We start from the raw sequence: 21,875 nt of genomic DNA on the forward strand, positions 1-21,875 counted from the left end.
GTGGGCGGGACTAAAAGCTCGATTCCGACTCTAGCCAGTACGGACCGTGGGAGACTTCTCGTCCCGCCCTTTCTACCCAAAGCGCCAATAAGGAATTCATCGGTAAACCGACGATAGAGACAAGCCAGCGCAAAGGTAGACCCCAACAAGCACCTAAACCCTAGCTCCGAGGATTCGTCATGACAATCCTTACCTCGCAGACGGTTGTTGGTATCGATATAGCCAAGGCCGAAATTGTTGTTTATCGCTCTGATCTGCAAACCATCGACACTATCAAGAATGATCGAACAGCCCTCAAGCGCTGGCTAAAAACGTTGCCCGCCCAAAGCGCTCTTGCCGTTGAAGCCACCAATATCTATCACCTGGATACCGTCGAGCTGGCTCACGCGATGGGTCATCAGGTCTATGTCGTGGATGCTTACCGGGTGAGCAACTATCGTCGCGGCATCGGCCAAAGAGCTAAGAACGATCCTTGTGATGCCCGTCTGCTGGCGCGGTATTTGACCAATGAACAGCACGAGCTGCGGCTCTGGAACCCGCCACCGAAGGCCTACACGACATTAAAAAGCCTGCTTCATCGGCGCGCGACGCTGGTCAAGAATCACGCTGGTCTTATGTTGAGCTGGGCCGACGAACCCTTGTTAAAAAAAGCGCTGATTGCTCAGCAAAAAGCGTTCAAAGAGGCGATTCAGGCCATCCAGAAGTTGCTACAAAAAGTCAGCAAAGAGTCGGGGATTGAGGCGAATATCGACCGCTGCAAAGCCATCGAAGGCGTTGGTGAACTGGTCGCAACTGGGTTGGCGACGAGTTTTATGCGAGGTGATTTTGCGGACAGCGATGCATTTATCGCGTTTTTAGGGATGGACCTGCGGGTCGATGATTCTGGAAAAAAGAATGGTCCCCGGTACCTGAGCAAAAAGGGGGATCCAGAAATACGCCGCTTAGCTCATATCGCTGCAATGACGGCATGTCGCTCGCCTAGATGGAAACCGTTTTATGAGTCGTACCTGGTCAGAGGCTTCTCAAAAACCCAGGCATTGGTGGTGCTTGCTCGCAAGCTCTGCCGGGTGGCATTTGCCTTGATGAAAAATCAGAGCGAGTACCAGCCAAAGCCTATGTTGCAGGGTTGCCCTGCAACATAGAATCTCCCACAGGGGATTTCTGGTGAACACACGATTGCTGAACACCCGGAAAAACGGTGGGAGCGAGCTTGCTCGAGATGGTGTACCTGTCACCGAAAGGCTGGATGTACCGGCCCTACCTATTTCGTGTTCGCAGGCCGGCCGCTACGGCTTCTGCGGGTCGGCAATGCGGCAGCGTAGGCCAGCGCTTCCTCACGGGAAGCAAAGGAGCCCAGCCGGTCAGCCTGGGTACAGACCCTCCATGGGCCGCTGTTTACGCTGAGCACGTCATAACCGTTGATGTGCATTTTCGTCAGCATCGCAGTACTCATCAGTCACCTCCGACTTTAACCTAGGGTGCACGGCTTACCATACACGCTGATTGCCCAGGGTGGCCAACCGGACGTCGCGACACCCACTGCACGCGTCGCGCCCTCAGTGGGAATCCGAATCCCACAACCAGTCCCACAGCCCCGGCAAATGCACGGGCTCAGTGCTGCGATCGACCGTCCGCGCCAAGGCCGCTCGCGCCAGCGCCTGGTGGTCATCATAGAACGGCTTGGCGGCGGTCCTCACGCCAGTCGCCTTGGCACTGTCGAGCAGGATTTGCAGGTATTCGCGAGCATGCCGGGCGGTATAACGATTGATGTCGTGAAACGTCACCACCACCGGAATGACCCCATCCACCACTGGCAATTGCCCGGCGGCGATGCGCTCGCGCACTTCGGAGAGTTGCCGGGTCAGGTTGATCCGCCGCCGCGGACTCATCGTGATGCCCCAGACTTTGCCGTCATTTGCGCTCAGGTCGGTCAACAAAATGTGCAGGCCATGTTGTCGGTACGCGGCAGCGGTGCGCCTGTCGAAGCTCCAGAAGGGTGGCCTGACCAAGGTGGGTGCTGCACCGCTCAGGGCGGCAATATCACGACTGCCGTGGGTGAGCGATTGTTCCAGCTCGTCAGGATTCAGGGACCGGTGATTGGTGTGCCAGTAGGTCGCCGTATGAAAGCCCAGCACATGGCCTTCCTGCTGCTGACGGCGCATCACCGAGCGGCCAATATCACTGCCCCCGGCACGTGGCGCACGGGTCTGCAGGAAAAACACCGCCTTGATGCCGGGCTGTACCGGGTTGTCTGCGAGTGCGTCCAGCACCTCCAGGCTAGGGTTCCAGATAGAGGAGGCGCTGGGCCCATCATCGAACGTCAGCAGGAAGCGGATCGGAGGTTGTTCGCGCAAGCGTTGTTCGGTTTGCGGCGTCAGTTCGATGGGGGCGCCAATGCAGCCCGACAAACCAATAGCAAGGGCTGCGATGAACAGCACCCTGGCGATGTTTTTCATGTTTTGCCTTTTGTTGATGCCGCACTGCCTCGCCTTTGATCCCTGGCCTTGGTGCTGAAGCTCACCTTGGAGAAGGGTAACCGGGTTTGGTTCCTTGTTTGCAAAATTTGCTGTACTCCGCGCTCTACGCTGGGCGGTATTAATTTGACCGTCTGGAAATTCGATGGAATTTTCCGCATGCCTTTGCATCCATCCGTATAGGACTAATTAGGGAGGATTTATGGGCGGGCCATCGCTTTACATCATTGACTACATGCTTCATGGCGAACCCAAGTCATTCATTATTCGCGCAGAAGCGATGAATAACTCCGAGGCTTGGCATTGGGCCAGCTGCGACGCGGGGGTCGGGCGCATACCGAAATTCGGCAGGGAAAAAGTCAAGCGGGTTTCCAAGCCCCTTGCGGAAAAATACGGCATTACCGATGTGCGCTGGCGGGCGAGCGTCGCGCCAGCCTGGGTCAAGGAATCCGGCTGAAATCACGCGTACCGTTTCCGGCGCGCCGGTTGTCTGACCGGGCGCCGGATTCTTCGACAGATCCGAAATAACTCAACTACGCTTAAACCACGGCACAGCCCGCCCCTGGCGGGTTTTGTGCTGCCTCATCAACCCCTGAATGGAGGTGTGACATGTCCGAAAAAGAGTCCATCACCACCCTGCTCACCCTGCTGGAATCACGTCAGGCCAGGCTCGCGGCAGCCTGCAAGGAAATCGCCGACTGGGTCGACCACCAAGGCGGGCACCCTACCGCAGTGCGTATCCGGGATCGGCTCAACGACATCGACAAGGACGCCCCGTCGATCCAGAGCGCACTGACGTCACTCAAGCCCGCTGAACCGCCGCTACCCAAGTTTCGCTGAGGCCCCACGTCAGAGGTGTTTCCCTTTGAGTTCTACCGGTTGGAAAACTGATGGAACGCGGACATTTTTTGCGCCTCGAAATTGATAGGCACTGGCGCAAAAGCCGCAACGGGAGAACCACATGAATGCCAGAATCCTGCTATTGACCGCTTGTGGAGGCCCCGCCGCCCTCACGGCCCGAGGCGCGCACATGGCACCTACCCTCGCTCATTCAGATAAGTGACCCATTGCTCATAGGCTTCATGTTGACGCTGGACCGCCTCATCCCAAGTCGATCCGCTCATTTGATGAACACATATGAGCTTCATCATTTCCGCTGTGGCCGCATCAAGCTCCACCAGGAGCTCATGGGATTTGATCTTGAAGTCTTCAACGGTGGTCATTTCTCGCTTCCTTCCCCTATCGGGGCCGGCCAATGCACCCAACATGGATTCATTTTTTTGAAGCTGATTCATTTGAGGCGATAACCGGTCGAAAACCTAGTGCTAGCGGTCGGAGAGATGGATTGGAGCGATGGCAGGCACGAATAGGCTCAGTCTGTCCCGCTCCGTCGCGGTCGTATTGGATAAGACCTTGAAAAACTCGACATTTGAACGAAGCAGCTAATGCCCGGCGCAAATATTGCAGTTATATTTCACTTTAATGACAGTCACTGATTGAGCACGGCCATGAAAATTCGAGCGACCGTCATCTGCGAGGACAATCGCCACATCTTGCTGGTTCGCAAAGCCAATAGCCGCTGGGCGCTGCCGGGCGGTACCGTCGAACGCGGAGAAACCCATGCCGGGGCAGCCATCCGGGAATTGGCAGAGGAAACTGGCCTGGACGTCGAGAACCTGCTCTACCTGATGCGAATCAATGACGGGCAAACCGAGCATCACGTATTCGAAGCGTCAGTCACCGATTCAACGGCGGCCCGGCCACAGAATGAAATCATCGACTGCCTCTGGCACCCGCTGGATGCCATTGCTCAGTTGCAAATGAAAAAAGGCACGCGGGATATTCTCGAGGCGTTTCGCCGGCGACTGTGAGGCGTCGACTCCGATGCCTTAAACCGAACAGGCTGCATGATAAATATCATGCAGCCTGTTGTTTTATAAGCCAATAAAAACTCAGTTTTGGCGCAATGAACTCACTTCTTGTTCCAAGCGGTACTGATGGGATTGAGCACGGTATTCTTTTCCTGGGTGTAGGTCCCGTTCTGCTGGGCAATGGCCTCGCCGGTGTCGACAATCGCGTTCTGGATAAACACGTTCTGTGCATCACCTCGAATGAAGGTGAGCTGGTGATACGCGGTTTTATTTCCCCAGTCCGGGGAAGGCAGGGAGATGAACTTCACGGTGTAGGTCTCGTCGGTGTGTTGACCCTGCAAGACATAGACACCGTAATGGTTTTCTCCCTGAGAGATGATCTTGTACAAGCCGTTGCTGTAGTAATAAATTTCCGCATCGGGAAAGGGCTTCTTGTCGTACATTTTCCGATAGTGCAGCACTTGCTTGACCGTCGGCTCGCCAAAGTTCACGGCCAGGGTTTTCCCATCGGCGGACGTTGTCTCTCCAGCGTATGCGGCACTGCTGCTCATCAAGGCCAACAGACTCATCGTTGCGATTGTTTTCACTCGATACCTCTCCATGGTTAAGGATTAGCGTGCTCGACAGGGCCTGGACGGGAGATATCCGCCTGGCCACTTCACCCTAATCTCAGCGCCGAGTGTAGAGGTTCGCGCGTGAAAATGCCCAGAGGCTTGGGCTCCGTTCCATGACAGTTTTCAGAAGCGGAAACGAACAAGGGTTTGCATTAGCTTTCGCTCGCAAACCCTTGATTTTAGATGGTGCCCGAAGCCGGAATCGAACCGGCACGCCCTTACGAGCGGGGGATTTTAAGTCCCATGCGTCTACCAGTTTCGCCATTCGGGCGGTAGCGCGGTTAGCCATGGGAACGTCGGCAGAATCTGATGGCCGATGCCCTGGCTGGTGCAGCAAGAGGGGGGAATATATACATCCCTCCCCTGCGAAGCAAGGTAGCTCATGCCCTTTTCAAGACAAAACCTTTCAATGCGTCGCAAATAAAAAAGCTCCGTAAATCATAGATCTACAGAGCTTTTTAAAAGTGGAGGCCGAAGTCGGAATCGAACCGGCGTAGGTGGATTTGCAATCCACTGCATAACCATTTTGCTATTCGGCCTCAGAACGCTTGATGCAATGCAACCACATCAACCGTGTACAAACCTGATCAGGATACAGGACACCTGTGCATCGCTATCTCCTTGAAAACATTGAGATTTTTTACGTCCCAGTGCGTTCGATGGGCGCAATTATGTACTCATTTGCCTAGGCTGGCAACCCCTTGATTTCAAAAAAAATTCGTCCACCGGCCAGCTTCCGCCAGGCAAACACATTCGACTGTCAGGTGGAGGTGGAAGGCTGTTGGAGCTGCTGCGCAACCCCGCGGGAGCAAGCTCCCTCGCCACGGGGAATGTCGCCGATCTTAGTGGCTGTCGCAGCCGTGCACCATTATGGGTAACATACCGGCCTCCCCCGCAGCTCTTCTGCGACCTGCCGAATAAGCCTATTCCATGCCTTTTGAACTCAGCGTTGACCTCACTACCCTCGCTATCCTTGCTGTTGTCGCCTTCATTGCCGGTTTCATCGACGCTATCGCCGGTGGTGGTGGGCTGCTGACCACGCCGGCGCTGCTGACAGCAGGCTTGCCGCCGCACCTGGTCTTGGGGACCAACAAACTCAGCTCGACCTTCGGCTCGGCGACGGCCAGCTTCACCTTCTACAAGCGCAAGCTGTTCCACCCAAGGCAGTGGACTCATGCCCTCGTCGGCACCCTGGTCGGGGCCCTGACCGGCGCCATCGTCGCCCATTACCTGCCCGCTGAATGGCTGAACAAGATGCTGCCGGTGATCGTCTTCGCCTGTGGCCTGTACCTGTTGTTCGGCGGCACGCCCAAGGCACCGCTGGACAGCAACGCACCGATCAAGAAGACATGGCAGTCGCCCCAAGGCTTCAGCCTGGGTTTCTATGACGGCGTGGCCGGGCCGGGTACGGGGGCGTTCTGGACCGTGAGCAGCCTGCTGCTCTACCCCATCGACCTGGTCAAGGCCAGCGGCGTGGCCCGCAGCATGAACTTCGTCAGCAACATCGCGGCGCTGTCGGTGTTCATCTTTTCCGGGCAAGTGGACTGGGTCATCGGCCTGAGCATGGGCCTGTCGGTGATGATTGGCGCGTTCTTCGGCGCTCGCACCGCCATCAGCGGCGGTGCGAAGTTCATCCGACCGGTGTTCATCACCGTGGTGCTGGGCTTGACCGTGCGCCTAGCCTGGCAGCACTGGTTCAGCGTGGCCTAAGCGCCGCGCCACATACAGGTCGATCAGGTAGCGGGCGATGGAGCGCGAGGCCGGCAACGGTGGCAGGTCGTGGACGTTGAACCATTGGGCGTCCTCGATTTCATCTTCCTGGGGCACGATGTCGCCACTTGCATATTCAGCGTGGAAACCGAGCATCATCGAATGGGGGAACGGCCAGCACTGGCTGCCCATGTACTGGATGTTCTTCACCTCGATACTGACCTCTTCGCGCACCTCGCGAACCAGGCAATCCTCGGCCGACTCGCCAGGCTCGGCAAACCCCGCCAGGGTGCTGTAGACGCCCGTGACGAAGCGCGGTGAACGGGCCAGCAGGACTTCATCGCCGCGGGTAATCAACACGATCATGCTCGGTGAAATCCGCGGATAGTGCCGCAGCTCACAGGCGTCGCAATACATGGCCCGTTCCAACGGAATCTGGCTCATGCGCTTGCCGCAACTGCCACAGAAGCGATGCTCGCGGGCCCAGGTGCCGATCTGTGCCGCATAACCCAACACTTTGTAGAGTGTGTGGTCATCCTCGAGCATGAACGCCCGCAGGCCTTTCCAGTTACAGCCAGGAATGTCCAGCGGGCTGTGCAGTTCCAACAGGTAGACCGGTTCGCCATCCAGGTGACCGATGCCGTGCTCGGCAAGGATCGAAAAGTCTTGGCGCTTGAGCCATTCGCGGGGGAACAGTGCGCCGTTGTCATCGAACAGAAAGCCTTCGGGGCTACGAGCCACGGCCCAGCCGCCTGGAAGAGCGGTATCGAGTACTGCGGTGGTCCAGCGTGAAATCATGGTCAATCAATCCTGAAATTCAGGTTTCTGTTTGCTCATATGGGCGGCCATGGCCACGCGCAGATCGGTCGATTGCAACATGGCGGCGTTCCAGGTGGCGACGTATTCCAAGCCATCGTCGATGCGGTGGTCGCGCATGTAGCTGATCATTTCCTTGGTACCGGTCACGGCAATCGGCGACTTGGCGGCGATTTCCCGGGCAATGCCCATCACGCCGTCGAGCAGGCTGGCGGTGTCGCTGTAGACACGATTGACCAGGCCGATGCTGCGCGCTTCGTCGGCACCGAAGGTGCGCCCCGTATAAGCGAGTTCACGCAGCATGCCGTCCCCGATGATCCGGGGCAAGCGTTGCAATGTGCCAACATCGGCGGCCATGCCGATATCGATCTCCTTGATGGAGAATTGCGCGTCCTCGGCCGCGTAACGCATGTCGCAGGCGGCAATCAGGTCGATGGCCCCGCCCAGGCAGTAGCCCTGGATCGCCGCGAGCACGGGTTTGCGGCAATTGTCCACGGCGTTGAACGAGGCTTGCAGTTGTAGGATCTTGCGCCGCAGCAGGCGTGCATTGCGCCCTACGTCCTTGCCCAGCTCGTTGGCTACGCCTGCCAGCATCATCAGGTCGATGCCGGAGGAAAAATGCTTGCCGGCGCCGCTGAGCACCACCACCCGTGCGGCATCGGTGTCATCGATCCATTGGAAGATCTCGATGATCTCGCTCCAGAACGCGGCGTTCATCGAATTGATCTTTTCCGGGCGATTGATCTGCACATGGGCAATGTTGTCTGCAAGTTCGACGTTGAACGCTTGGTATTGCGACATGGCAGTGATCCTTTACCGGCTGAAAAGAGGCTTGAACTATAACAAGCCAGCGCGACGGTACGTAGGCAGTGCATCGGCCAAAAGCGGGACTGACTGCCGACATGACCAAGGAAAACTTTATGGAAAAGGGGGAACTCTGTGGGAGCAAGGCTTGCCCGCGAAACAGGCAACTCGATTCTTGAAAGACCGCATTGCCTTCATCGCGGGCAAGCCTTGCTCCCACTCACCCCGTCACATTGATCAGGGCTTCTCGTCCGCCTGCAACTGCCCATCCCAACCACCCCCCAGTGCCGCAATCAACTGCACGCTGGCGATCAGGCGGCTCTGCTGCAGGCTCAGCACACTGCGTTCGTTGCTCAGCGCAGTGGCCTGGACGGTGACCACGTCGAGGTAGGCAATCAAGCCGGCCTTGTACTGGTTCTGCGTCAGGCGCAAGGATTCCCGGGCGGCGTCCAGGGCTTCCTGGCGCACGCGGGCTTCGTCTTCCAGCACCTTGAGCTGGATCATGTAGTTTTCCACCTCGCGCAAGCCGTCGAGCACCGTCTGGCGATAGGTGGCAACGGTCTGGTCATACGCCGCGACGGTACGGTCGACTTCCGCCGAACGCTGGCCGCCATCGAACAGCGTCATCGCCAATTGCGGCCCTACCGACCAGAAGCGGTTCGGCACGCTCACCCAGTTGTCGTAGGTACTGCTGCTGTAGCCGCCACTGAGGCTCAGGGTCAGGTCCGGGTAGTACGCGGCCTTGGCGACGCCGATGTTGGCGTTGGCGGCCATTACCGAACGCTCTGCCGAGGCGATGTCAGGCCGGCGTTCGAGCAGTTGCGACGGCAATGCCACCGGGATCTGCGGCAATGACGGGATGTCCTGGGCCTCGGCCAGGTTGAACTCGGCCGGCGGCAGGCCGATCAGTACGGCGATGGCGTTTTCAAACTGGGCCCGCTGCCAGATCAGGTCGATCAGGTCGCCCTGGGTGGTCTTGAGCTGGTTTTGCGCCTGGGCCACCGCGTCCCTGCCGGACACCCCGGCGCGGTACTGGTTTTCAGTCATTTTCAGGGAGCGCTGATAATTGTCGACGGTGGTCTGCAGCAGGCGCTTCTGTTCATCGATCACCCGCAACTGCAAGTAGTTCTGCACCAGTTCCGATTGCTGGCTCAGGCGCATCGCCTCCAGGTCGGCGAAACTGGCTTGGGCGCTCGCCTCGTCGGCTTCCAGGGTGCGGCGCAACTTGCCCCACACGTCCGCCTCCCAGCTGACGCCGGCCTGGGCGCTGTAGGTGTCGCGAATGCCGCTGGACGAACTGCTCAGGCTCGAACTGCTGCTGCCAGTGCCCTGGCTGGAACGGGTCTTGCCAACGGTCAGGTCCACGGTGGGGAAAAATGCGCCACGGGCATTGCGCACCAGCGCCCGGGCCTGCCGGTATTGGGCGTCGGCCTGGGCCACGGTCTGGTTGGACGCATTGAGCTGGTCCACCAGGCCATTGAGTTGCGCATCGCCGTACAGCTCCCACCAGGCGCCCCTGGCCATCGCATCGCTGGGGTTGGCCTGACGCCAGCCCTGGGCCTCCTTGTATTGCACCGGGGCGGCAGCCTGGGGACGTTGATAATCCGGGCCGACGGCGCAGGCACTGAGCATCGCCAGGCACAGCACCAGGCTCAGCACCCGCGAGCCACGGGCGGTCGCCAGCGTTGCGGCAAGATTGAAAGGCGAACGGTCGGTCATAGCGGAGTTTCCAGGGCAGCATCAGTGCGCACACCGCGCCAGCGATTGAAGCGATGGCGCAGCTTGTCGAGATAAAGGTAAACCACCGGGGTGGTGTAGAGCGTCAGTACCTGGCTGAACACCAACCCACCGATGATGGTCAGGCCCAGCGGCTGGCGCATTTCCGAGCCTTCGGCGGCGCCGAGCAGCAGCGGCAAGGCGCCGAGGATCGCCGCCAGCGTGGTCATCAGGATTGGCCGCAACCGCAGCAGGCAAGCGCTGCGGATCGACTCCAGTGGCGTCTGTCCGGCACGCTCCAGTTGCAGCGCCAGATCGATCATCAGGATGGCGTTTTTCTTCACCACACCGATCAACAGGAACAGTCCCAACAGCGAGATCAGGCTGAACTCGCCACCCAGCGCGTAGATCGACAGCAACGCGCCAACCCCGGCCGATGGCAACGTAGACAGGATGGTCAGCGGATGGATGTAGCTTTCATAGAGCACACCCAACACCAGGTACACCGCCAGCAACGCCCCGAGGATCATGAACGGTTGGCTTTTCTGGGTGGCGGCGAACGCATCGGCGGTGCCGGCCATTTTCGCGATGACGTCCTCGGGCAACCCAAGCTTGGCAAGTGCCCGCTCGATGGCCGCGGTGCCCTGCTCCACCGTGACACCTTCGGCCATGTCGAAGGAAATGCCCTCGGACGCGAACTGGCCTTCATGGCTGACCCGGTCGTCCTCCAGGCTGTTCTCGTAGTGGGCAATGGCCGACAGCGGCACCCGCGCGCCATCGGCGGTGATCACCTGGACCTGTTCGAGGGTACTCGGGTCCTGGGCATACTTGGGATTGACCTCCATGACCACCTGGTACTGGTTGAGGCTGTCGTAGATGGTGGATATCTGCCGCTGGCTGTAGGCGTTGTTGAGCACCGCGGTGACCATGTCCATGTCGATGCCCAGGCGCTTGGCCTGGTCGCGGTCCACCACCAGCGTCACCTGCTGCGCCCCACCCCCGTCGCGGGCGTCGATGGCGGTGAGTTCCGGCAAGGCCCGGAAGGCCGCCACAACCTTGGGGTACCAGGCGCGCAGCGACGCCAGGTCAGCGCTTTGCAGGATGTAGGAATACTGCGAGGTGGTCTGCTCGCGACCGCCACCGAACTGCAGGTCCTGGTCGGCCATTAACATCAACTGAGCGCCGGGGACCTTGGGCATTTCTTTACGAAGGCGCTCGATGACCTTTTGTGCAGAAATATTACGCTCCTTGATCGGCTTGAGGCGCACCAGCATGAAGGCGTTGTTGGTGCCGTTGTTGCCACCGATGAAACCGGCGACGCTTTGCACCGCCTCGTCCTTGAGCACGGCGCGGCGGAAAATTTCCATCTTCGGCTGCATCACGTTGAACGACAGCCCGTCGTCGCCACGCACGAAACCGATCAACTGGCCGGTGTCCTGCTGCGGCATGAAGGTTTTCGGCACCACCACATACAACGCGACGTTCACGCCGATGGTCACCAGCAGGCTCAGCAAGGTCAGGCGTCGATGGCGCAGCACCCAGTCCAGGCTGATCGCGTAACCACGGACCATGCGGTCATTGAGCCGCTGGCTCCAGCGCTGCAAGCGGTTTTCCTGCCCCGGCACGTGAGGCTTGAGCCAACGGGCGCAGAGCATCGGTGTGAGGGTTAGCGAGACCACCAGCGAGACCACGATGGACGCCGCCAGGGTGATGGAAAATTCGCGGAACAGGCTCTCGATGATCCCGCCCATGAACAGGATCGACAGGAACACCGCCACCAGCGAGACGTTCATCGACAGCAAAGTGAAACCCACCTCTTCGGCCCCCCTATACGCTGCTGTCATAGGAGGGACGCCTTCGTCGATATGCCGGGAGATGTTCTCCAGCACCACGATGGCATCGTCCACCACCAGCCCCGTCGCGAGGATCAACGCCATCAGCGACAGGTTGTTCAGGGAGAAACCGTACAGGTACATCACCGCAAACGTGCCCACCAGCGACACCGGCACCGCCAGGGTCGGGATCAGCGAGGCGCGGAAATTGCCGAGGAACAGGAACACCACCAGCACCACCAGGGCCACGGCGATCAGCAAGGTCATTTCCGCTTCATGCAGGGTGGCCTTGATCACCGGCGAGCGGTCCATCGCCAGGTTCAGCTTGACGCTGGCCGGCAGCACGGCCTGCAGCGCTGGCAGTTGCGCCTTGATCTCGTTGACGGTCTCGATGATGTTGGCCCCGGCCTGGCGGTTGATCACCAGCAACACGGCGGCATCGTTGTTGAAGAAACCGCTGTTGTAGCGATCCTCGACGCTGTCGGTGACTTTCGCCACGTCCTTGAGCCGCAATACCGAGCCGTCCTGGTAACGGATGATCAGCGTTTCGTAGTCCTTGGCCTTTTCCAACTGGTCGTTGGCCTGGACCTGCCACATGCGCCGGTCGTCCTCCACCGACCCCTTGGGCCGGCGCACGTTGCTATCGGCAATGGCGGTGCGTACATCGTCCAGGGCCACGCCGTACTGATTGAGCAACTGCGGCTCCAGTTCGATGCGCACCGCCGGCAACGAGCTGCCGCCGATCTGCACCTCGCCGACACCCGCCACCTGGGACAGGCTCTGGGACAGGATGGTCGAAGCCAGGTCGTAGAGCTGGCCTTTTTCCAACACATCCGAGGTCAGCGAGAGCACCATGATTGGCGCCTGGGACGGGTTGACCTTCTTGTAGGTGGGCATGCTGCGCATGCCGCTGGGCAACAGGTTGCGCGACGCATTGATGGCCGCCTGCACTTCCCGGGCGGCACCGTTAATGTCACGGTCCAGGTCAAATTGCAGAATGACGCGGGTAGAACCCTGGCTGGAACGGCTGCTCATGGTGTTGACCCCGGCGATGGCGCCGAAGGAACGCTCCAGGGGCGTAGCCACCGTCGAAGCCATCACCTCGGGGCTCGCCCCTGGCAGGTTGGCCTGGACCACGATCACCGGGAAATCCATTTGCGGCAGGGGCGAAACCGGCAGCAGGCCGAAGCTCACGCCACCGAGCAGCATGATGGCGAAGCTCAGGAGCATGGTCGCTACGGGGCGGCGGATGAAGGGGCCGGAGAGGTTCATCGGCCGCCACCACAGACTTCAAGCCACTGACCACAAGAGATAGCTGGGCTTTTGTGGCGAGGGAGCTTGCTCCCGCTATGTGGGAGCAAGGCTTGCCCGCGATGGAGGCGATGCGGTCTTGCAGAATCGAAGCGCCTGTTTCGCGAGCAAGCTTTGCTCCCACAGTCCAACGGGAGCAAGCTCCCTCGCCACGAAAAGCGCTGCATCGCCGTCACACCCGCACCTCTTTCCCATCCGGCCTGGCGAACCGGCGTCCCAGTCGATCGAAATACAGGTAGATCACCGGGGTGGTGAACAGCGTCAATACCTGGCTCACCAACAACCCACCTACCATCACCAAGCCCAGGGGCTGGCGCAGTTCGGCGCCGGAGCCGGTGGCGAACATCAGCGGTATTGCGCCGAACAAGGCCGCCAGGGTGGTCATCAGGATCGGGCGGAAGCGCAGCAATGCTGCCTGGTAGATCGCTGTCTGCGGGTCCATGCCCTGGTTGCGCTCGGCGTCGAGGGCGAAGTCGATCATCATGATCGCGTTCTTCTTGACGATGCCGATCAGCAGAATGATGCCGATGATCGCGATCATGCCCAGGTCATTGCCACTGAGGATCAAGGCCAGCAAGGCGCCGATAGCCGCCGAGGGCAAGGTGGAAAGAATGGTGATCGGGTGGATGTAGCTTTCGTACAGCACGCCCAGGACGATGTACATGGTCACCACCGCTGCCAGGATCAGCAGCAAGGTACTCGACAGCGACGCCTGGAATGCCTGGGCCGCGCCCTGGAACTCGGTCTGCACGCCCACCGGCATGCCGATGTCCCGCTGGACCTTTTCGATCACGTCCACCGCATGCCCCAAGGCCACGCCCGGCGCCAGGTTGAACGACATCATCACCGCCGGGAACTGGCCAATGTGAGCAATCGCCAGTTGCGCCTGGCGTTCTTCGACCCGGGCCAGGCTCGACGGCCGCACCTGCCCACCGTCGGTGGTCTTGACGTGAATCTGGTCCAGCGCCTGGGGCCCGATCCGTTCCCCGGCCTGGGCCTGCAACACCACGCGGTACTGGCTGGCCTGGGTGTAGATGGTGGAAATCTGCCGCTGGCCGAAGGCGTCATAGAGCGCGTCGGTGATGTTCGACACCGAGACGCCCAGGCGTGAGGCCGCGTCGCGGTCGATCACCAGGTAGACCTGCAGGCCCTTGTCCTGCAGGTCGCTGGCCACATCGGTCAGCTCCGCCTGTTGGGCCAGGGCTTCGACCAGGCGCCCGCTCCACAGGCTGAGCAACTCGGCATCCGGCGATGACAGGCTGAACTGGTATTGGGTGCGGCTGACCCGGTCTTCAATGGTCAGGTCCTGCACCGGCTGCATGAACAGGCGAATGCCCACCAGCCGATCCAACTGCGGCTGCAAGCGGGCAATGATCTGGGTGGCGCTGTCGTCCCGCTCGCTGTGGGGCTTGAGGTTGATCAGCAGGCGCCCGCTGTTGAGCGTGGCGTTGTCGCCGTCCACGCCGATGTAGGACGACAGGCTCTGCACCGCCGGGTCGGCGAGAATCACTTTCGCCAGTTGCTGCTGGCGCTCGCTCATGGCGGCAAAGGAGATCGATTGCGGCGCCTCGGAAATGCCCTGGATCACGCCGGTGTCCTGCACCGGAAAGAACCCCTTGGGCACGGCCAGGTACAGCACCACCGTCAGCACCAGGCTGGCCACCGCCACCAACAGGGTCAGTGGCTGATGCTTGAGCACCCACTGCAACTTGCGTCCGTAGGCGGCGATCAACCAGTCGATCCAGGCGCCGCTGGCGCGGTAGAAACGGCCTTGCTCTGCTTCCTTGGGCTCGCGCTTGAGCAAGCGGGCGCACATCATCGGCGTCAGGGTCAGGGACACCACCAGGGAAATCAGGATCGCCACCGCCAGGGTGATGGCGAACTCGCGAAACAACCGCCCCACGACGTCGGCCATGAACAGCAGCGGAATCAGCACGGCGATCAGCGACAGCGTCAGGGAGATCAGCGTAAAGCCGATCTGCTTCGCACCCTTGAGCGCGGCCTGCAACGGGCTGTCGCCCTCCTCGATGTAACGGGCGATGTTCTCCAGCATGACGATGGCATCGTCCACCACGAAACCGGTGGCAATCGTCAAGGCCATCAGGGTCAGGTTATTGATGGAAAAACCGGCCAGGTACATCACGCCGAAGGTGCCGATCAGCGACAACGGCACGGCCACCGACGGAATGATTGTGGCACTGACGCGACGCAGGAACAGGAACGTCACCATGACCACCAGCGCAATGGCGATCAGCAATTCATGCTGCACATCGGTGACCGACGCGCGGATGGTCTGGGTGCGGTCGGTCAGCACGGTGACATCCAGGCCGGCCGGCAGGTTGTCGGTGATGCTCGGCAGCAGGGCCTTGATCCGATCCACCACCTCGATGACATTGGCCCCCGGCTGGCGCTGGATGTTCAGCAGCACGGCCTGGTTTTCGTTGGCCCAGGCGGCAAGCCGTTCGTTTTCGGCGCCGTCGACGATCTGTGCCACGTCCTTGAGCCGCAACGGCGCGCCATTGGCGTAGGCCAGGATCAGCTCGCCGTAGTCCTTGGGCGAGGTCAGTTGGTCGTTGGCGTCGAGCATCGAGACCCGGGTCGGGCCGTCGAAGTTGCCCTTGGGCTGGTTGACGTTGGAAGCGCCGATCAGCGTGCGCACATCAGCCAGGTTCAGGCCGTTGGCCGCCAGGGCCTCGGGATTGACCTTGATCCGCACAGCCTGGCGCTGGCCGCCGGCGATGGTAACCATGCCGACGCCGCTGATCTGGGCGATTTTCTGCGCCATGCGGGTGTCGACCAAGTCGTTGAGCTTGGGCAGCAGCATGGTCTTGGAGGTAATGGCCAGGGTCAGCACCGGGGTGTCGGCCGGGTTGACCTTGTTGTACACCGGCGGCGCCGGCAGGTCGTTGGGCAGCAGGTTGGTGGCGGCGTTGATCGCAGCCTGCACCTGCTGCTCGGCGACGTCCATGTTGATATCGAGGTTGAAGCGCAGGGTAATCACCGACGCACCGCCGGAACTGGTGGAGGCCATTTGCGTCAGGCCCGGCATCTGTCCGAACTGCCGCTCCAGGGGCGCGGTCACCGCACTGGTCATCACATCGGGACTGGCGCCCGGGTACAGGGTCATCACGCGGATGGTCGGGTAATCGACTTGGGGCAGTGCTGACACCGGCAGCAGCCGATAGGCGATCAGGCCGGCCAGAATGATCGCCAGCATGCTCAGTGTCGTGGCGACCGGGCGAAGGATGAACAGTCGCGAGAAATTCATGCGCCGCCCTTTTTCGCCTGGTCGGCCGCGGCCGGCTCAGTGGGCGCCGCTGCGGACTTGCCCTGCAGGTGCTCGGTCGGCGTGGTGGGCACTTCCTGGCTGTCGCTGACCACTTCCACTTCGCTGCCTTCCTTCAAGCGATCGGTGCCTTCGAGCACCACCCGGTCACCGGCGGCCAGGCCTTCGGTGACCACGGTGTTCGCGCCGTCGCTGGCGCCGATCTTCAGCATCTTGATGGTGACCTTCTTGTCGCCCTCCAAGGCGTAGACGAAGGTGCCATTGGTGCCGAACTGGATGGCCGCCGTCGGCGCCAGGACCACACCCTTGAGGGTGTCGGCCAGCAGGTGGACATTGACGAACTGGTTGGGGAACAGCGACTGGTCACGGTTCTCGTAGCGGGCCTTGAACTTCAGGGTGCCGGTGGTGATATCGATCTGGTTGTCCAGGCTTTGCAACACGCCGCTGGCCTGGCGCTTCACGTCGCCCCGGTCCCAGGCTTCGACCGGCAGTTTTGCCCCGCTGCGGTAACGGGCGAGCACCGTGTCGAGGTTGTTCTCCGGCAAGGTGAACACGACGCTGATGGGTTGGGTCTGGGTGATGACCGCCAGGGCCGTGGTGTCGTTGGCCGCCACCAGGTTGCCGGTGTCCAGCTGCCGCAGGCCGACTCGCCCGGAGATGGGCGCGCGGATCCTGGTGAATTCGAGGTTGAGCTTGGCGTCGTTGACTGCCGCCTGGTTGGTCTTGACCGTGCCCTGGTATTGGCCTACCAGCGCCGCGGCGGTGTCGAGGGTCTGCTTGGCAATACTGTCTTCGGCGTACAGGCCGCGATACCGCTCGAAGTCTACCTGGGCATTTTTCAACTGGGCCTGGTTCTGCAACAGCGTGCCTTCGGCCTGGAGCAAGGCGTTCTGGTACGGACGCGGGTCGATCTCGGCCAGCAAATCTCCAGCCTTGACCATTTGCCCTTCTTCGAAGGCGATCTTGACCAGTTCGCCGCCCACGCGGCTGCGCACGTTGATGGTATTGAGGGCCGTGACCGTGCCGAGTGCCTTGAAGTACAGCGGAAAATCCCCAGTCACCACCGGCGCCACCCGAACCGGGATCGGCCCCGTCGCCCCACCGAACCCTGGCCGCATGCCACCCGAACGCCCCATGTGCCCCGCCGCGGTTTTATCCCCTTCCCCAGGCTTTTGGGTCGAGCCACTGGGCCAGAACTTCCAGGCCAGCGCCGCGACAACCAAGACGATGAACAGGCCAAACAGCCAGCGACGGGAATTGCGGGAAACAGAGGATTGCATGGAGTGATCAACCATTGGGCGCGTGGACTTCTTTTACGGGAGGCTGAACGATAAGCACTGGCGGGTGTTTAGCAAAGCGCCTTTACCGGCAATTTACGTTGGGCTTACCTGGCACATAGTCGGCTAAAGCCTTGAAGCACAAAAGAAAACGGCCTGGACAAGCCAGGCCGTTAACAATTGTAATAAATACCTTATTTCATTCCACTTATTTCAGAACGGCCAGGGCCGCGTCGTAGTTCGGCTCTTCAGCGATTTCCTTGACCAGCTCGCTGTGCAGCACGGTGTCGTTTTCGTCCAGCACCACCACGGCACGGGCGGTGAGGCCTTTCAGCGGGCCATCAGCAATTGCCACGCCGTAGTCCTGGATGAATTCGGCACCGCGCAGGGTCGACAGGTTCTGGACGTTTTCCAGGCCTTCGGCGCCGCAGAAACGCGCCTGGGCAAACGGCAGGTCGGCGGAGATGCACAGCACCACGGTGTTGTTCAGCTCGTTGGCCTGGGCATTGAACGTGCGCACGGAGGTGGCGCAGGTCGGCGTGTCGACACTTGGGAAAATGTTCAGCACTTTGCGCTTGCCGGCGAAGTCCTTCAGGGAAACGTCCGACAGATTGCCGGCAACCAGGGAAAAGGCTGGCGCCTTGGAACCGGCTTGTGGCAACTGGCCGTTGACTTGGACCGGGTTGCCTTTGAGGGTGACTTGAGCCATGAACGGATTCCTTCTGACAGTTTGAAAATGGTGAGGCCGGAGTTAACCACGAAATGCTTGCGCGACCTACCGCTGGACATAAAAAGACATGGTGTCGCCATCCTGTGTAGGAGCTGGCGAAGCCTGCGATCTTTTGATCTTTCGCTTGAGATTTCAAGTGTATTTGGAAAGATCGCAGCCTCGTTGCACTCGACAGCTCCTACATAGCTCCTACATGTTCCTACATGCTCCTACGCAGTTCCCATAGGGGTATTCGTGGCTATTTAGCCTTGAATTTCAGAAACGACTGATGCAAATCCGACGCCCAGCCATCGATGACCCCTTTGACATCATCGGGTTTCATGACCTGGGACTCGTTGGACAACGGCTTGCCCGTGCCTTTGCGCACCACCTGGGCGACCACCGCGTTGTTGCCACCGTCGAGAAAAACCGCTTCGGTGCCCAGGGTGGTTTCCTGGTCGCGAATACCGCTGGCGGTGCTGACAGCGGCCGCCACCAGCGCAATCGGGATCACCTCATACGGTTTCAAGCCTTCGGTCTTGCTGCTGACAGCCGTGATGGCCGCCCGCATCACCAAGACACCCGGCCCAGGAGCTGTCGCCAGGGGCAAGGATTTTCCCGCTTCCCGCTTGAGGGCCTGATCGTAATAAGCGGTAATGCCCGACAGTGTGCCCTGGGGGATCTTCACGGTCGGCTGTGGCTTGGGATAAAGCTGCGTCGGCTCGATATAAAGACTGGTGTACTTGCCCGGGTCGATCTTCGGATCGACCCAACGCATGACCTCGGCCCCCGACGGCGATTTCTCTTCCTTGAGCCGGCTGTAATCCCCCAGGAACCCGGAGTACTCATCCGGCTGGGTGACTTTGCTGGAACACCCCGCCAAGGCGAGCGAGGCAATGCAAACAGTGCCGATCATCGACGAAAACTTCATGCTGTCACTCCTGTAAGCCACACGAGGCGGGGCCGGAACTACAGGTATAGCCAATGGACAGGTTTTTGCCTGCTCTGAGAATGCCTGATTCAGCCGCGCTCGCGCGGTATCAGGCTCTGCAGCTGTTGTGCGAGGAAGTTGGCATCGAAAGCAAACGTGTCGGGGTCCTTCAACCCGTTGGTCCGGCGCCATTGCCATTGCGTCGATGGCGGTTGGCAAACCAGGGAAATGCTGCCGTGACGGGTCGCGGCAAGGCCCATGATCGACAAAGAAATCAGCCCGCCCGCGCCCATCACCTCCGGCACGAACTCCACCGGTTTCCCGGTAATGGTCAAGGTCAGTTTTTCAGTCTTGAAACCGGACGTCTCGACAGGGGCGCTCGGCCCGTGCGCCACATACGTCTCACGGCTCAGTTCCAACAGGCCGAGCGCCATGACAGGCGCCAGCCATTGCTCGATTTGCCCGTACAACGCCTTGATCTGCTCTGCCCAAACCGCCGACTGGGCCTGGTGCAGTTGTTTTTTATGCGCTTCGCTGTCGGCGTAGTGACGAAGCATCTCGCCCAATTGCTGTACATCGTCCATGGGCCGGTCCTCGATTAAGGGAGTACTGCGAAGCGCGATGATGACAGGTTCAAGACGTTGGCGTACGTAAAAGCCCTCTTTGCCTGCGCGCGGGGTCCTTCAGCGCAACCGCGCCATAGCCAGGGTGTCCACCCAGCGTCCGTCACGCACGGCATAGTCGCGCATCAGGCCTTCGGTTTCGAAGCCGAACTTGCGGTACAGGCCGATGGCCGCTTCATTGTCGGCGTACACCGTCAACTCGACCCGCCGCAGGTTCATCCAGTTGTCCGCGACCTCCAGCGCGGCGGCCAGCAGCATCGAACCCACACCCTTACCCTGCCAGGCGACAGCCACACCCATGCCGAGACTGCCGCAATGGGCACGACGCACGCGCGAAAACTGCTCCAGCCCCAGGTTGCCGATGACTTCACCCTCGTGCAGCGCCACCAGCTTCAATGAACGCTCGTCATCCATCGCCAGGCGCTTGCGCCAGATTTCGGTGGACTGGAAAGGCATTTGCAACACCTGGCGGGTCACCGCCGGGTCGTTGTAGAGCGCGGTGACACCGGCGATGTGGGCTTCAGCGAAGCGAACGAGGGTGATCGATGATTCGGGCATGCGGCTCCTCCCTGGAGACGTGACAAGGCCGATCACTATAAGTCGCGCCAGGCTGTGGGGGAAACCTGTGGGAGCGAGCTTGCTCGCGATGAGGCCCTTTCAACCGGCATCGATGTTGAATGGACGACCGCTATCGCGAGCAAGCTCGCTCCCACAGAGGGCCTACTTCCTATTTTGGGTTATGCCTGGAACCAATCCCGGCGCTCATCCAGTGTGTGGTGGATCAGCTCACGAAGCATCTGCACCTCTGGTGAGCCTTCGGCCTGGGCATTGACGGCCATCCACAAGGAGCGCTGCATCGACAGGCCGAATACTTGCGGCAATGCCACCAAGCCTCGGTCAAAGCGGCTCATGTACTGCGGCAACAAACCGATGCAGGCGCTGCAGCGAATCATTTCCAGCATCAATTCATAGGATTGCACCTGCACCACGCCGGCCCGGCGTTGCTCTATCAGGGCGTTCCACGGCGCGAAACCGTCCACGTGTCGGTCCGCCTGCCATTGCACCAGCATGTAGTCGTTCAAGTCGTCCAGGCAGTCCGGGCGTGTGACCGGTCGTGAATAGCGTTTGGCAATGTGCGGCACATAGTCCAACCGCGCCAGCCGATCCGCTGGCAACGTGGCAAAGCTCGGCCCTGGCACTGACGCGTGGGCATCACTCAACCACAGCACCAGGTCGGCGCTGACGGCTTGCAGCGCCAGTTCACTGTCCAGGGTAATGATCTGCAGCCGCACGCTGGCGTTGCGCCGCAGCAACGCGATCAGGTCGCGTCCCAGGATGTCATGCAGAATCGACTCGGCCACGGCCAGGCGAATCAAGGGTTGATCGTTCAGCGGCGGCGCGCTTTCGTGGGCCAGAGTGATCAATCGCGCCTGCAACTGCCGACCTTCGCGAGTGAGGGTCAAGGCGCTGCCCTGGAAGCTGAACAGCGAGCGTTGCAACCGCGTCTCCAACTGCGCCAACTGCTTGCGCAGCCAGGTTGCCTTGACGTTGAGGCTACGGGCCGCTTGCATGAAGCAGCCGCAACGGGCACTGACCAGGAAACACTGCGTCACCTGCGGTTCAATACCGCCGGCCAATGTCAGCCACGGATCGGGGACACGCAACGGCGTGCGGTATGCGGTGACAGCCTGGCGTCCTGCGGGCTCGGTGAAGGTCATGGGTGACTCCCTGTCGGTTGTACAAATACATGGGGCAAACAACACAGCACCCTGTGGCGAGGGAGCTTGCTCCCGCTGGTCTGTAGGAGCTGACGAGCGAAGCGAGGCTGCGATCTTTTCATTGCCAATTCAGTCCGGAGCGAAAGATCAAAAGATCGCAGGCTTCGCCAGCTCCTACAGAGC

The 21,875-nt window shown here is 60.4% G+C and carries 21 protein-coding genes and 2 tRNA genes; 6 read left to right on the forward strand and 17 right to left on the reverse strand.

Annotated features, from left to right (window positions below; translation table 11 throughout):
- Positions 1-179 precede the first annotated feature (179 nt).
- Positions 180-1,142, forward strand: a complete 963-nt coding sequence (locus tag B0E42_RS09385) for an IS110 family transposase (RefSeq protein ID WP_018603751.1) — start codon at positions 180-182, stop codon at positions 1,140-1,142.
- Between the two features lie 119 nt (positions 1,143-1,261).
- Here B0E42_RS09385 and B0E42_RS09390 read toward each other — a convergent pair whose 3' ends face one another.
- Together B0E42_RS09390 and B0E42_RS09395 are read right to left on the reverse strand one after the other, a co-directional pair.
- Positions 1,262-1,453: a DUF2188 domain-containing protein gene (locus tag B0E42_RS09390; RefSeq protein ID WP_074849700.1), complete on the reverse strand. Its 192-nt coding sequence runs from the start codon at positions 1,451-1,453 to the stop codon at positions 1,262-1,264.
- 103 nt (positions 1,454-1,556) lie between these two features.
- Complete coding sequence (locus tag B0E42_RS09395; protein WP_053179663.1) at positions 1,557-2,456, reverse strand: polysaccharide deacetylase family protein; 900 nt, start codon at positions 2,454-2,456, stop codon at positions 1,557-1,559.
- A 220-nt stretch (positions 2,457-2,676) separates the two neighbouring features.
- Here B0E42_RS09395 and B0E42_RS09400 point away from each other — a divergent pair, with 220 nt between their 5' ends.
- Together B0E42_RS09400 and B0E42_RS09405 are read left to right on the forward strand one after the other, a co-directional pair.
- A complete protein-coding gene (locus B0E42_RS09400; protein WP_018601993.1) occupies positions 2,677-2,931 on the forward strand; it encodes a DUF6555 family protein in 255 nt (84 codons plus the stop codon).
- A 152-nt stretch (positions 2,932-3,083) separates the two neighbouring features.
- A complete protein-coding gene (locus B0E42_RS09405; protein ID WP_018601995.1) occupies positions 3,084-3,314 on the forward strand; it encodes a hypothetical protein in 231 nt (76 codons plus the stop codon).
- 197 nt (positions 3,315-3,511) lie between these two features.
- Here the strand turns inward: B0E42_RS09405 and B0E42_RS09410 are convergent, their stop codons facing one another.
- Positions 3,512-3,697, reverse strand: coding sequence for a hypothetical protein (locus B0E42_RS09410; RefSeq protein WP_018601997.1), 186 nt, complete (start codon positions 3,695-3,697; stop codon positions 3,512-3,514).
- 285 nt (positions 3,698-3,982) lie between these two features.
- Here B0E42_RS09410 and B0E42_RS09415 point away from each other — a divergent pair, with 285 nt between their 5' ends.
- The gene (locus B0E42_RS09415; protein ID WP_018601999.1) at positions 3,983-4,345 is read left to right on the forward strand and encodes an NUDIX hydrolase; all 363 of its coding nucleotides are present in this window, start codon (positions 3,983-3,985) and stop codon (positions 4,343-4,345) included.
- Positions 4,346-4,446: 101 nt separating this feature from the next.
- Here the strand turns inward: B0E42_RS09415 and B0E42_RS09420 are convergent, their stop codons facing one another.
- The 3 genes from B0E42_RS09420 to B0E42_RS09430 all read right to left on the reverse strand — a co-directional run bounded on the left by B0E42_RS09420 (position 4,447) and on the right by B0E42_RS09430 (position 5,498).
- Positions 4,447-4,896 carry a hypothetical protein gene (locus B0E42_RS09420; RefSeq protein ID WP_216598577.1) on the reverse strand — a complete coding sequence of 150 codons (450 nt, stop codon included), beginning with the start codon at positions 4,894-4,896 and terminating at the stop codon, positions 4,447-4,449.
- A 247-nt stretch (positions 4,897-5,143) separates the two neighbouring features.
- Positions 5,144-5,230, reverse strand: a tRNA-Leu gene (locus B0E42_RS09425).
- Between the two features lie 194 nt (positions 5,231-5,424).
- Positions 5,425-5,498, reverse strand: a tRNA-Cys gene (locus B0E42_RS09430).
- 391 nt (positions 5,499-5,889) lie between these two features.
- Between B0E42_RS09430 and B0E42_RS09435 the strand changes: the two genes are divergently transcribed.
- Complete coding sequence (locus B0E42_RS09435; RefSeq protein WP_018602003.1) at positions 5,890-6,669, forward strand: TSUP family transporter; 780 nt, start codon at positions 5,890-5,892, stop codon at positions 6,667-6,669.
- Here the strand turns inward: B0E42_RS09435 and nudC are convergent.
- The 11 genes from nudC to B0E42_RS09490 form a co-directional block, all read right to left on the reverse strand.
- The gene (nudC, locus tag B0E42_RS09440; RefSeq protein ID WP_077506262.1) at positions 6,637-7,467 is read right to left on the reverse strand and encodes an NAD(+) diphosphatase; all 831 of its coding nucleotides are present in this window, start codon (positions 7,465-7,467) and stop codon (positions 6,637-6,639) included. The genes B0E42_RS09435 and nudC overlap by 33 nt on opposite strands.
- A 6-nt stretch (positions 7,468-7,473) precedes the next feature.
- A complete protein-coding gene (locus B0E42_RS09445) occupies positions 7,474-8,286 on the reverse strand; it encodes a crotonase/enoyl-CoA hydratase family protein (RefSeq protein ID WP_003201737.1) in 813 nt (270 codons plus the stop codon).
- A 240-nt stretch (positions 8,287-8,526) separates the two neighbouring features.
- A complete protein-coding gene (locus B0E42_RS09450) occupies positions 8,527-10,008 on the reverse strand; it encodes an efflux transporter outer membrane subunit (protein ID WP_077506263.1) in 1,482 nt (493 codons plus the stop codon).
- A complete protein-coding gene (locus tag B0E42_RS09455; RefSeq protein ID WP_053179658.1) occupies positions 10,005-13,109 on the reverse strand; it encodes an efflux RND transporter permease subunit in 3,105 nt (1,034 codons plus the stop codon). The genes B0E42_RS09450 and B0E42_RS09455 overlap by 4 nt, the downstream gene beginning before the upstream one ends.
- A 211-nt stretch (positions 13,110-13,320) precedes the next feature.
- The gene (locus tag B0E42_RS09460; RefSeq protein WP_077506264.1) at positions 13,321-16,416 is read right to left on the reverse strand and encodes an MdtB/MuxB family multidrug efflux RND transporter permease subunit; all 3,096 of its coding nucleotides are present in this window, start codon (positions 16,414-16,416) and stop codon (positions 13,321-13,323) included.
- Complete coding sequence (locus B0E42_RS09465; RefSeq protein WP_053188215.1) at positions 16,413-17,729, reverse strand: MdtA/MuxA family multidrug efflux RND transporter periplasmic adaptor subunit; 1,317 nt, start codon at positions 17,727-17,729, stop codon at positions 16,413-16,415. The genes B0E42_RS09460 and B0E42_RS09465 overlap by 4 nt, the downstream gene beginning before the upstream one ends.
- A 190-nt stretch (positions 17,730-17,919) precedes the next feature.
- On the reverse strand, positions 17,920-18,420 hold the full coding sequence (tpx, locus tag B0E42_RS09470; RefSeq protein WP_024618841.1) for a thiol peroxidase: 501 nt from the start codon (positions 18,418-18,420) through the stop codon (positions 17,920-17,922).
- A gap of 259 nt (positions 18,421-18,679) precedes the next feature.
- Entirely contained in the window at positions 18,680-19,351 is a 672-nt protein-coding gene (locus B0E42_RS09475; protein WP_018602020.1) for a DUF3313 domain-containing protein, read from the reverse strand.
- An 89-nt stretch (positions 19,352-19,440) separates the two neighbouring features.
- On the reverse strand, positions 19,441-19,935 hold the full coding sequence (locus B0E42_RS09480; RefSeq protein ID WP_024619911.1) for a hypothetical protein: 495 nt from the start codon (positions 19,933-19,935) through the stop codon (positions 19,441-19,443).
- Between the two features lie 99 nt (positions 19,936-20,034).
- Complete coding sequence (locus tag B0E42_RS09485) at positions 20,035-20,532, reverse strand: GNAT family N-acetyltransferase (RefSeq protein WP_077506265.1); 498 nt, start codon at positions 20,530-20,532, stop codon at positions 20,035-20,037.
- A gap of 179 nt (positions 20,533-20,711) precedes the next feature.
- Entirely contained in the window at positions 20,712-21,692 is a 981-nt protein-coding gene (locus tag B0E42_RS09490; protein WP_018602026.1) for a LysR family transcriptional regulator, read from the reverse strand.
- On the opposite strand from B0E42_RS09490, the gene B0E42_RS31325 reads away from it, so the two are divergent.
- On the forward strand, positions 21,691-21,875 hold a 185-nt coding region (locus B0E42_RS31325; protein ID WP_218191453.1), incomplete at its 3' end, for a hypothetical protein. The genes B0E42_RS09490 and B0E42_RS31325 overlap by 2 nt on opposite strands.

Source organism: Pseudomonas sp. A25(2017) (assembly GCF_002001065.1).
In the GTDB taxonomy this organism is placed as follows: Bacteria; Pseudomonadota; Gammaproteobacteria; order Pseudomonadales; family Pseudomonadaceae; genus Aquipseudomonas; species Aquipseudomonas kilonensis.

What these genes read in the sequence shown, in the direction of transcription:
- B0E42_RS09435 (WP_018602003.1), top strand. Translation starts at nt 5,890, where the DNA reads ATGCCTTTTGAACTCAGCGTTGACCTCACTACCCTCGCTATCCTTGCT.
- B0E42_RS09390 (WP_074849700.1), bottom strand. Translation starts at nt 1,453, where the DNA reads ATGAGTACTGCGATGCTGACGAAAATGCACATCAACGGTTATGACGTG.
- B0E42_RS09455 (WP_053179658.1), bottom strand. Translation starts at nt 13,109, where the DNA reads ATGAACCTCTCCGGCCCCTTCATCCGCCGCCCCGTAGCGACCATGCTC.
- B0E42_RS09475 (WP_018602020.1), bottom strand. Translation starts at nt 19,351, where the DNA reads ATGAAGTTTTCGTCGATGATCGGCACTGTTTGCATTGCCTCGCTCGCC.
- B0E42_RS09400 (WP_018601993.1), top strand. Translation starts at nt 2,677, where the DNA reads ATGGGCGGGCCATCGCTTTACATCATTGACTACATGCTTCATGGCGAA.
- tpx (WP_024618841.1), bottom strand. Translation starts at nt 18,420, where the DNA reads ATGGCTCAAGTCACCCTCAAAGGCAACCCGGTCCAAGTCAACGGCCAG.
- B0E42_RS09465 (WP_053188215.1), bottom strand. Translation starts at nt 17,729, where the DNA reads ATGGTTGATCACTCCATGCAATCCTCTGTTTCCCGCAATTCCCGTCGC.
- nudC (WP_077506262.1), bottom strand. Translation starts at nt 7,467, where the DNA reads ATGATTTCACGCTGGACCACCGCAGTACTCGATACCGCTCTTCCAGGC.
- B0E42_RS09420 (WP_216598577.1), bottom strand. Translation starts at nt 4,896, where the DNA reads ATGAGCAGCAGTGCCGCATACGCTGGAGAGACAACGTCCGCCGATGGG.
- B0E42_RS09405 (WP_018601995.1), top strand. Translation starts at nt 3,084, where the DNA reads ATGTCCGAAAAAGAGTCCATCACCACCCTGCTCACCCTGCTGGAATCA.
- B0E42_RS09480 (WP_024619911.1), bottom strand. Translation starts at nt 19,935, where the DNA reads ATGGACGATGTACAGCAATTGGGCGAGATGCTTCGTCACTACGCCGAC.
- B0E42_RS09460 (WP_077506264.1), bottom strand. Translation starts at nt 16,416, where the DNA reads ATGAATTTCTCGCGACTGTTCATCCTTCGCCCGGTCGCCACGACACTG.
- B0E42_RS09415 (WP_018601999.1), top strand. Translation starts at nt 3,983, where the DNA reads ATGAAAATTCGAGCGACCGTCATCTGCGAGGACAATCGCCACATCTTG.
- B0E42_RS09485 (WP_077506265.1), bottom strand. Translation starts at nt 20,532, where the DNA reads ATGCCCGAATCATCGATCACCCTCGTTCGCTTCGCTGAAGCCCACATC.
- B0E42_RS09410 (WP_018601997.1), bottom strand. Translation starts at nt 3,697, where the DNA reads ATGACCACCGTTGAAGACTTCAAGATCAAATCCCATGAGCTCCTGGTG.
- B0E42_RS09450 (WP_077506263.1), bottom strand. Translation starts at nt 10,008, where the DNA reads ATGACCGACCGTTCGCCTTTCAATCTTGCCGCAACGCTGGCGACCGCC.
- B0E42_RS09445 (WP_003201737.1), bottom strand. Translation starts at nt 8,286, where the DNA reads ATGTCGCAATACCAAGCGTTCAACGTCGAACTTGCAGACAACATTGCC.
- B0E42_RS09490 (WP_018602026.1), bottom strand. Translation starts at nt 21,692, where the DNA reads ATGACCTTCACCGAGCCCGCAGGACGCCAGGCTGTCACCGCATACCGC.
- B0E42_RS09395 (WP_053179663.1), bottom strand. Translation starts at nt 2,456, where the DNA reads ATGAAAAACATCGCCAGGGTGCTGTTCATCGCAGCCCTTGCTATTGGT.
- B0E42_RS09385 (WP_018603751.1), top strand. Translation starts at nt 180, where the DNA reads ATGACAATCCTTACCTCGCAGACGGTTGTTGGTATCGATATAGCCAAG.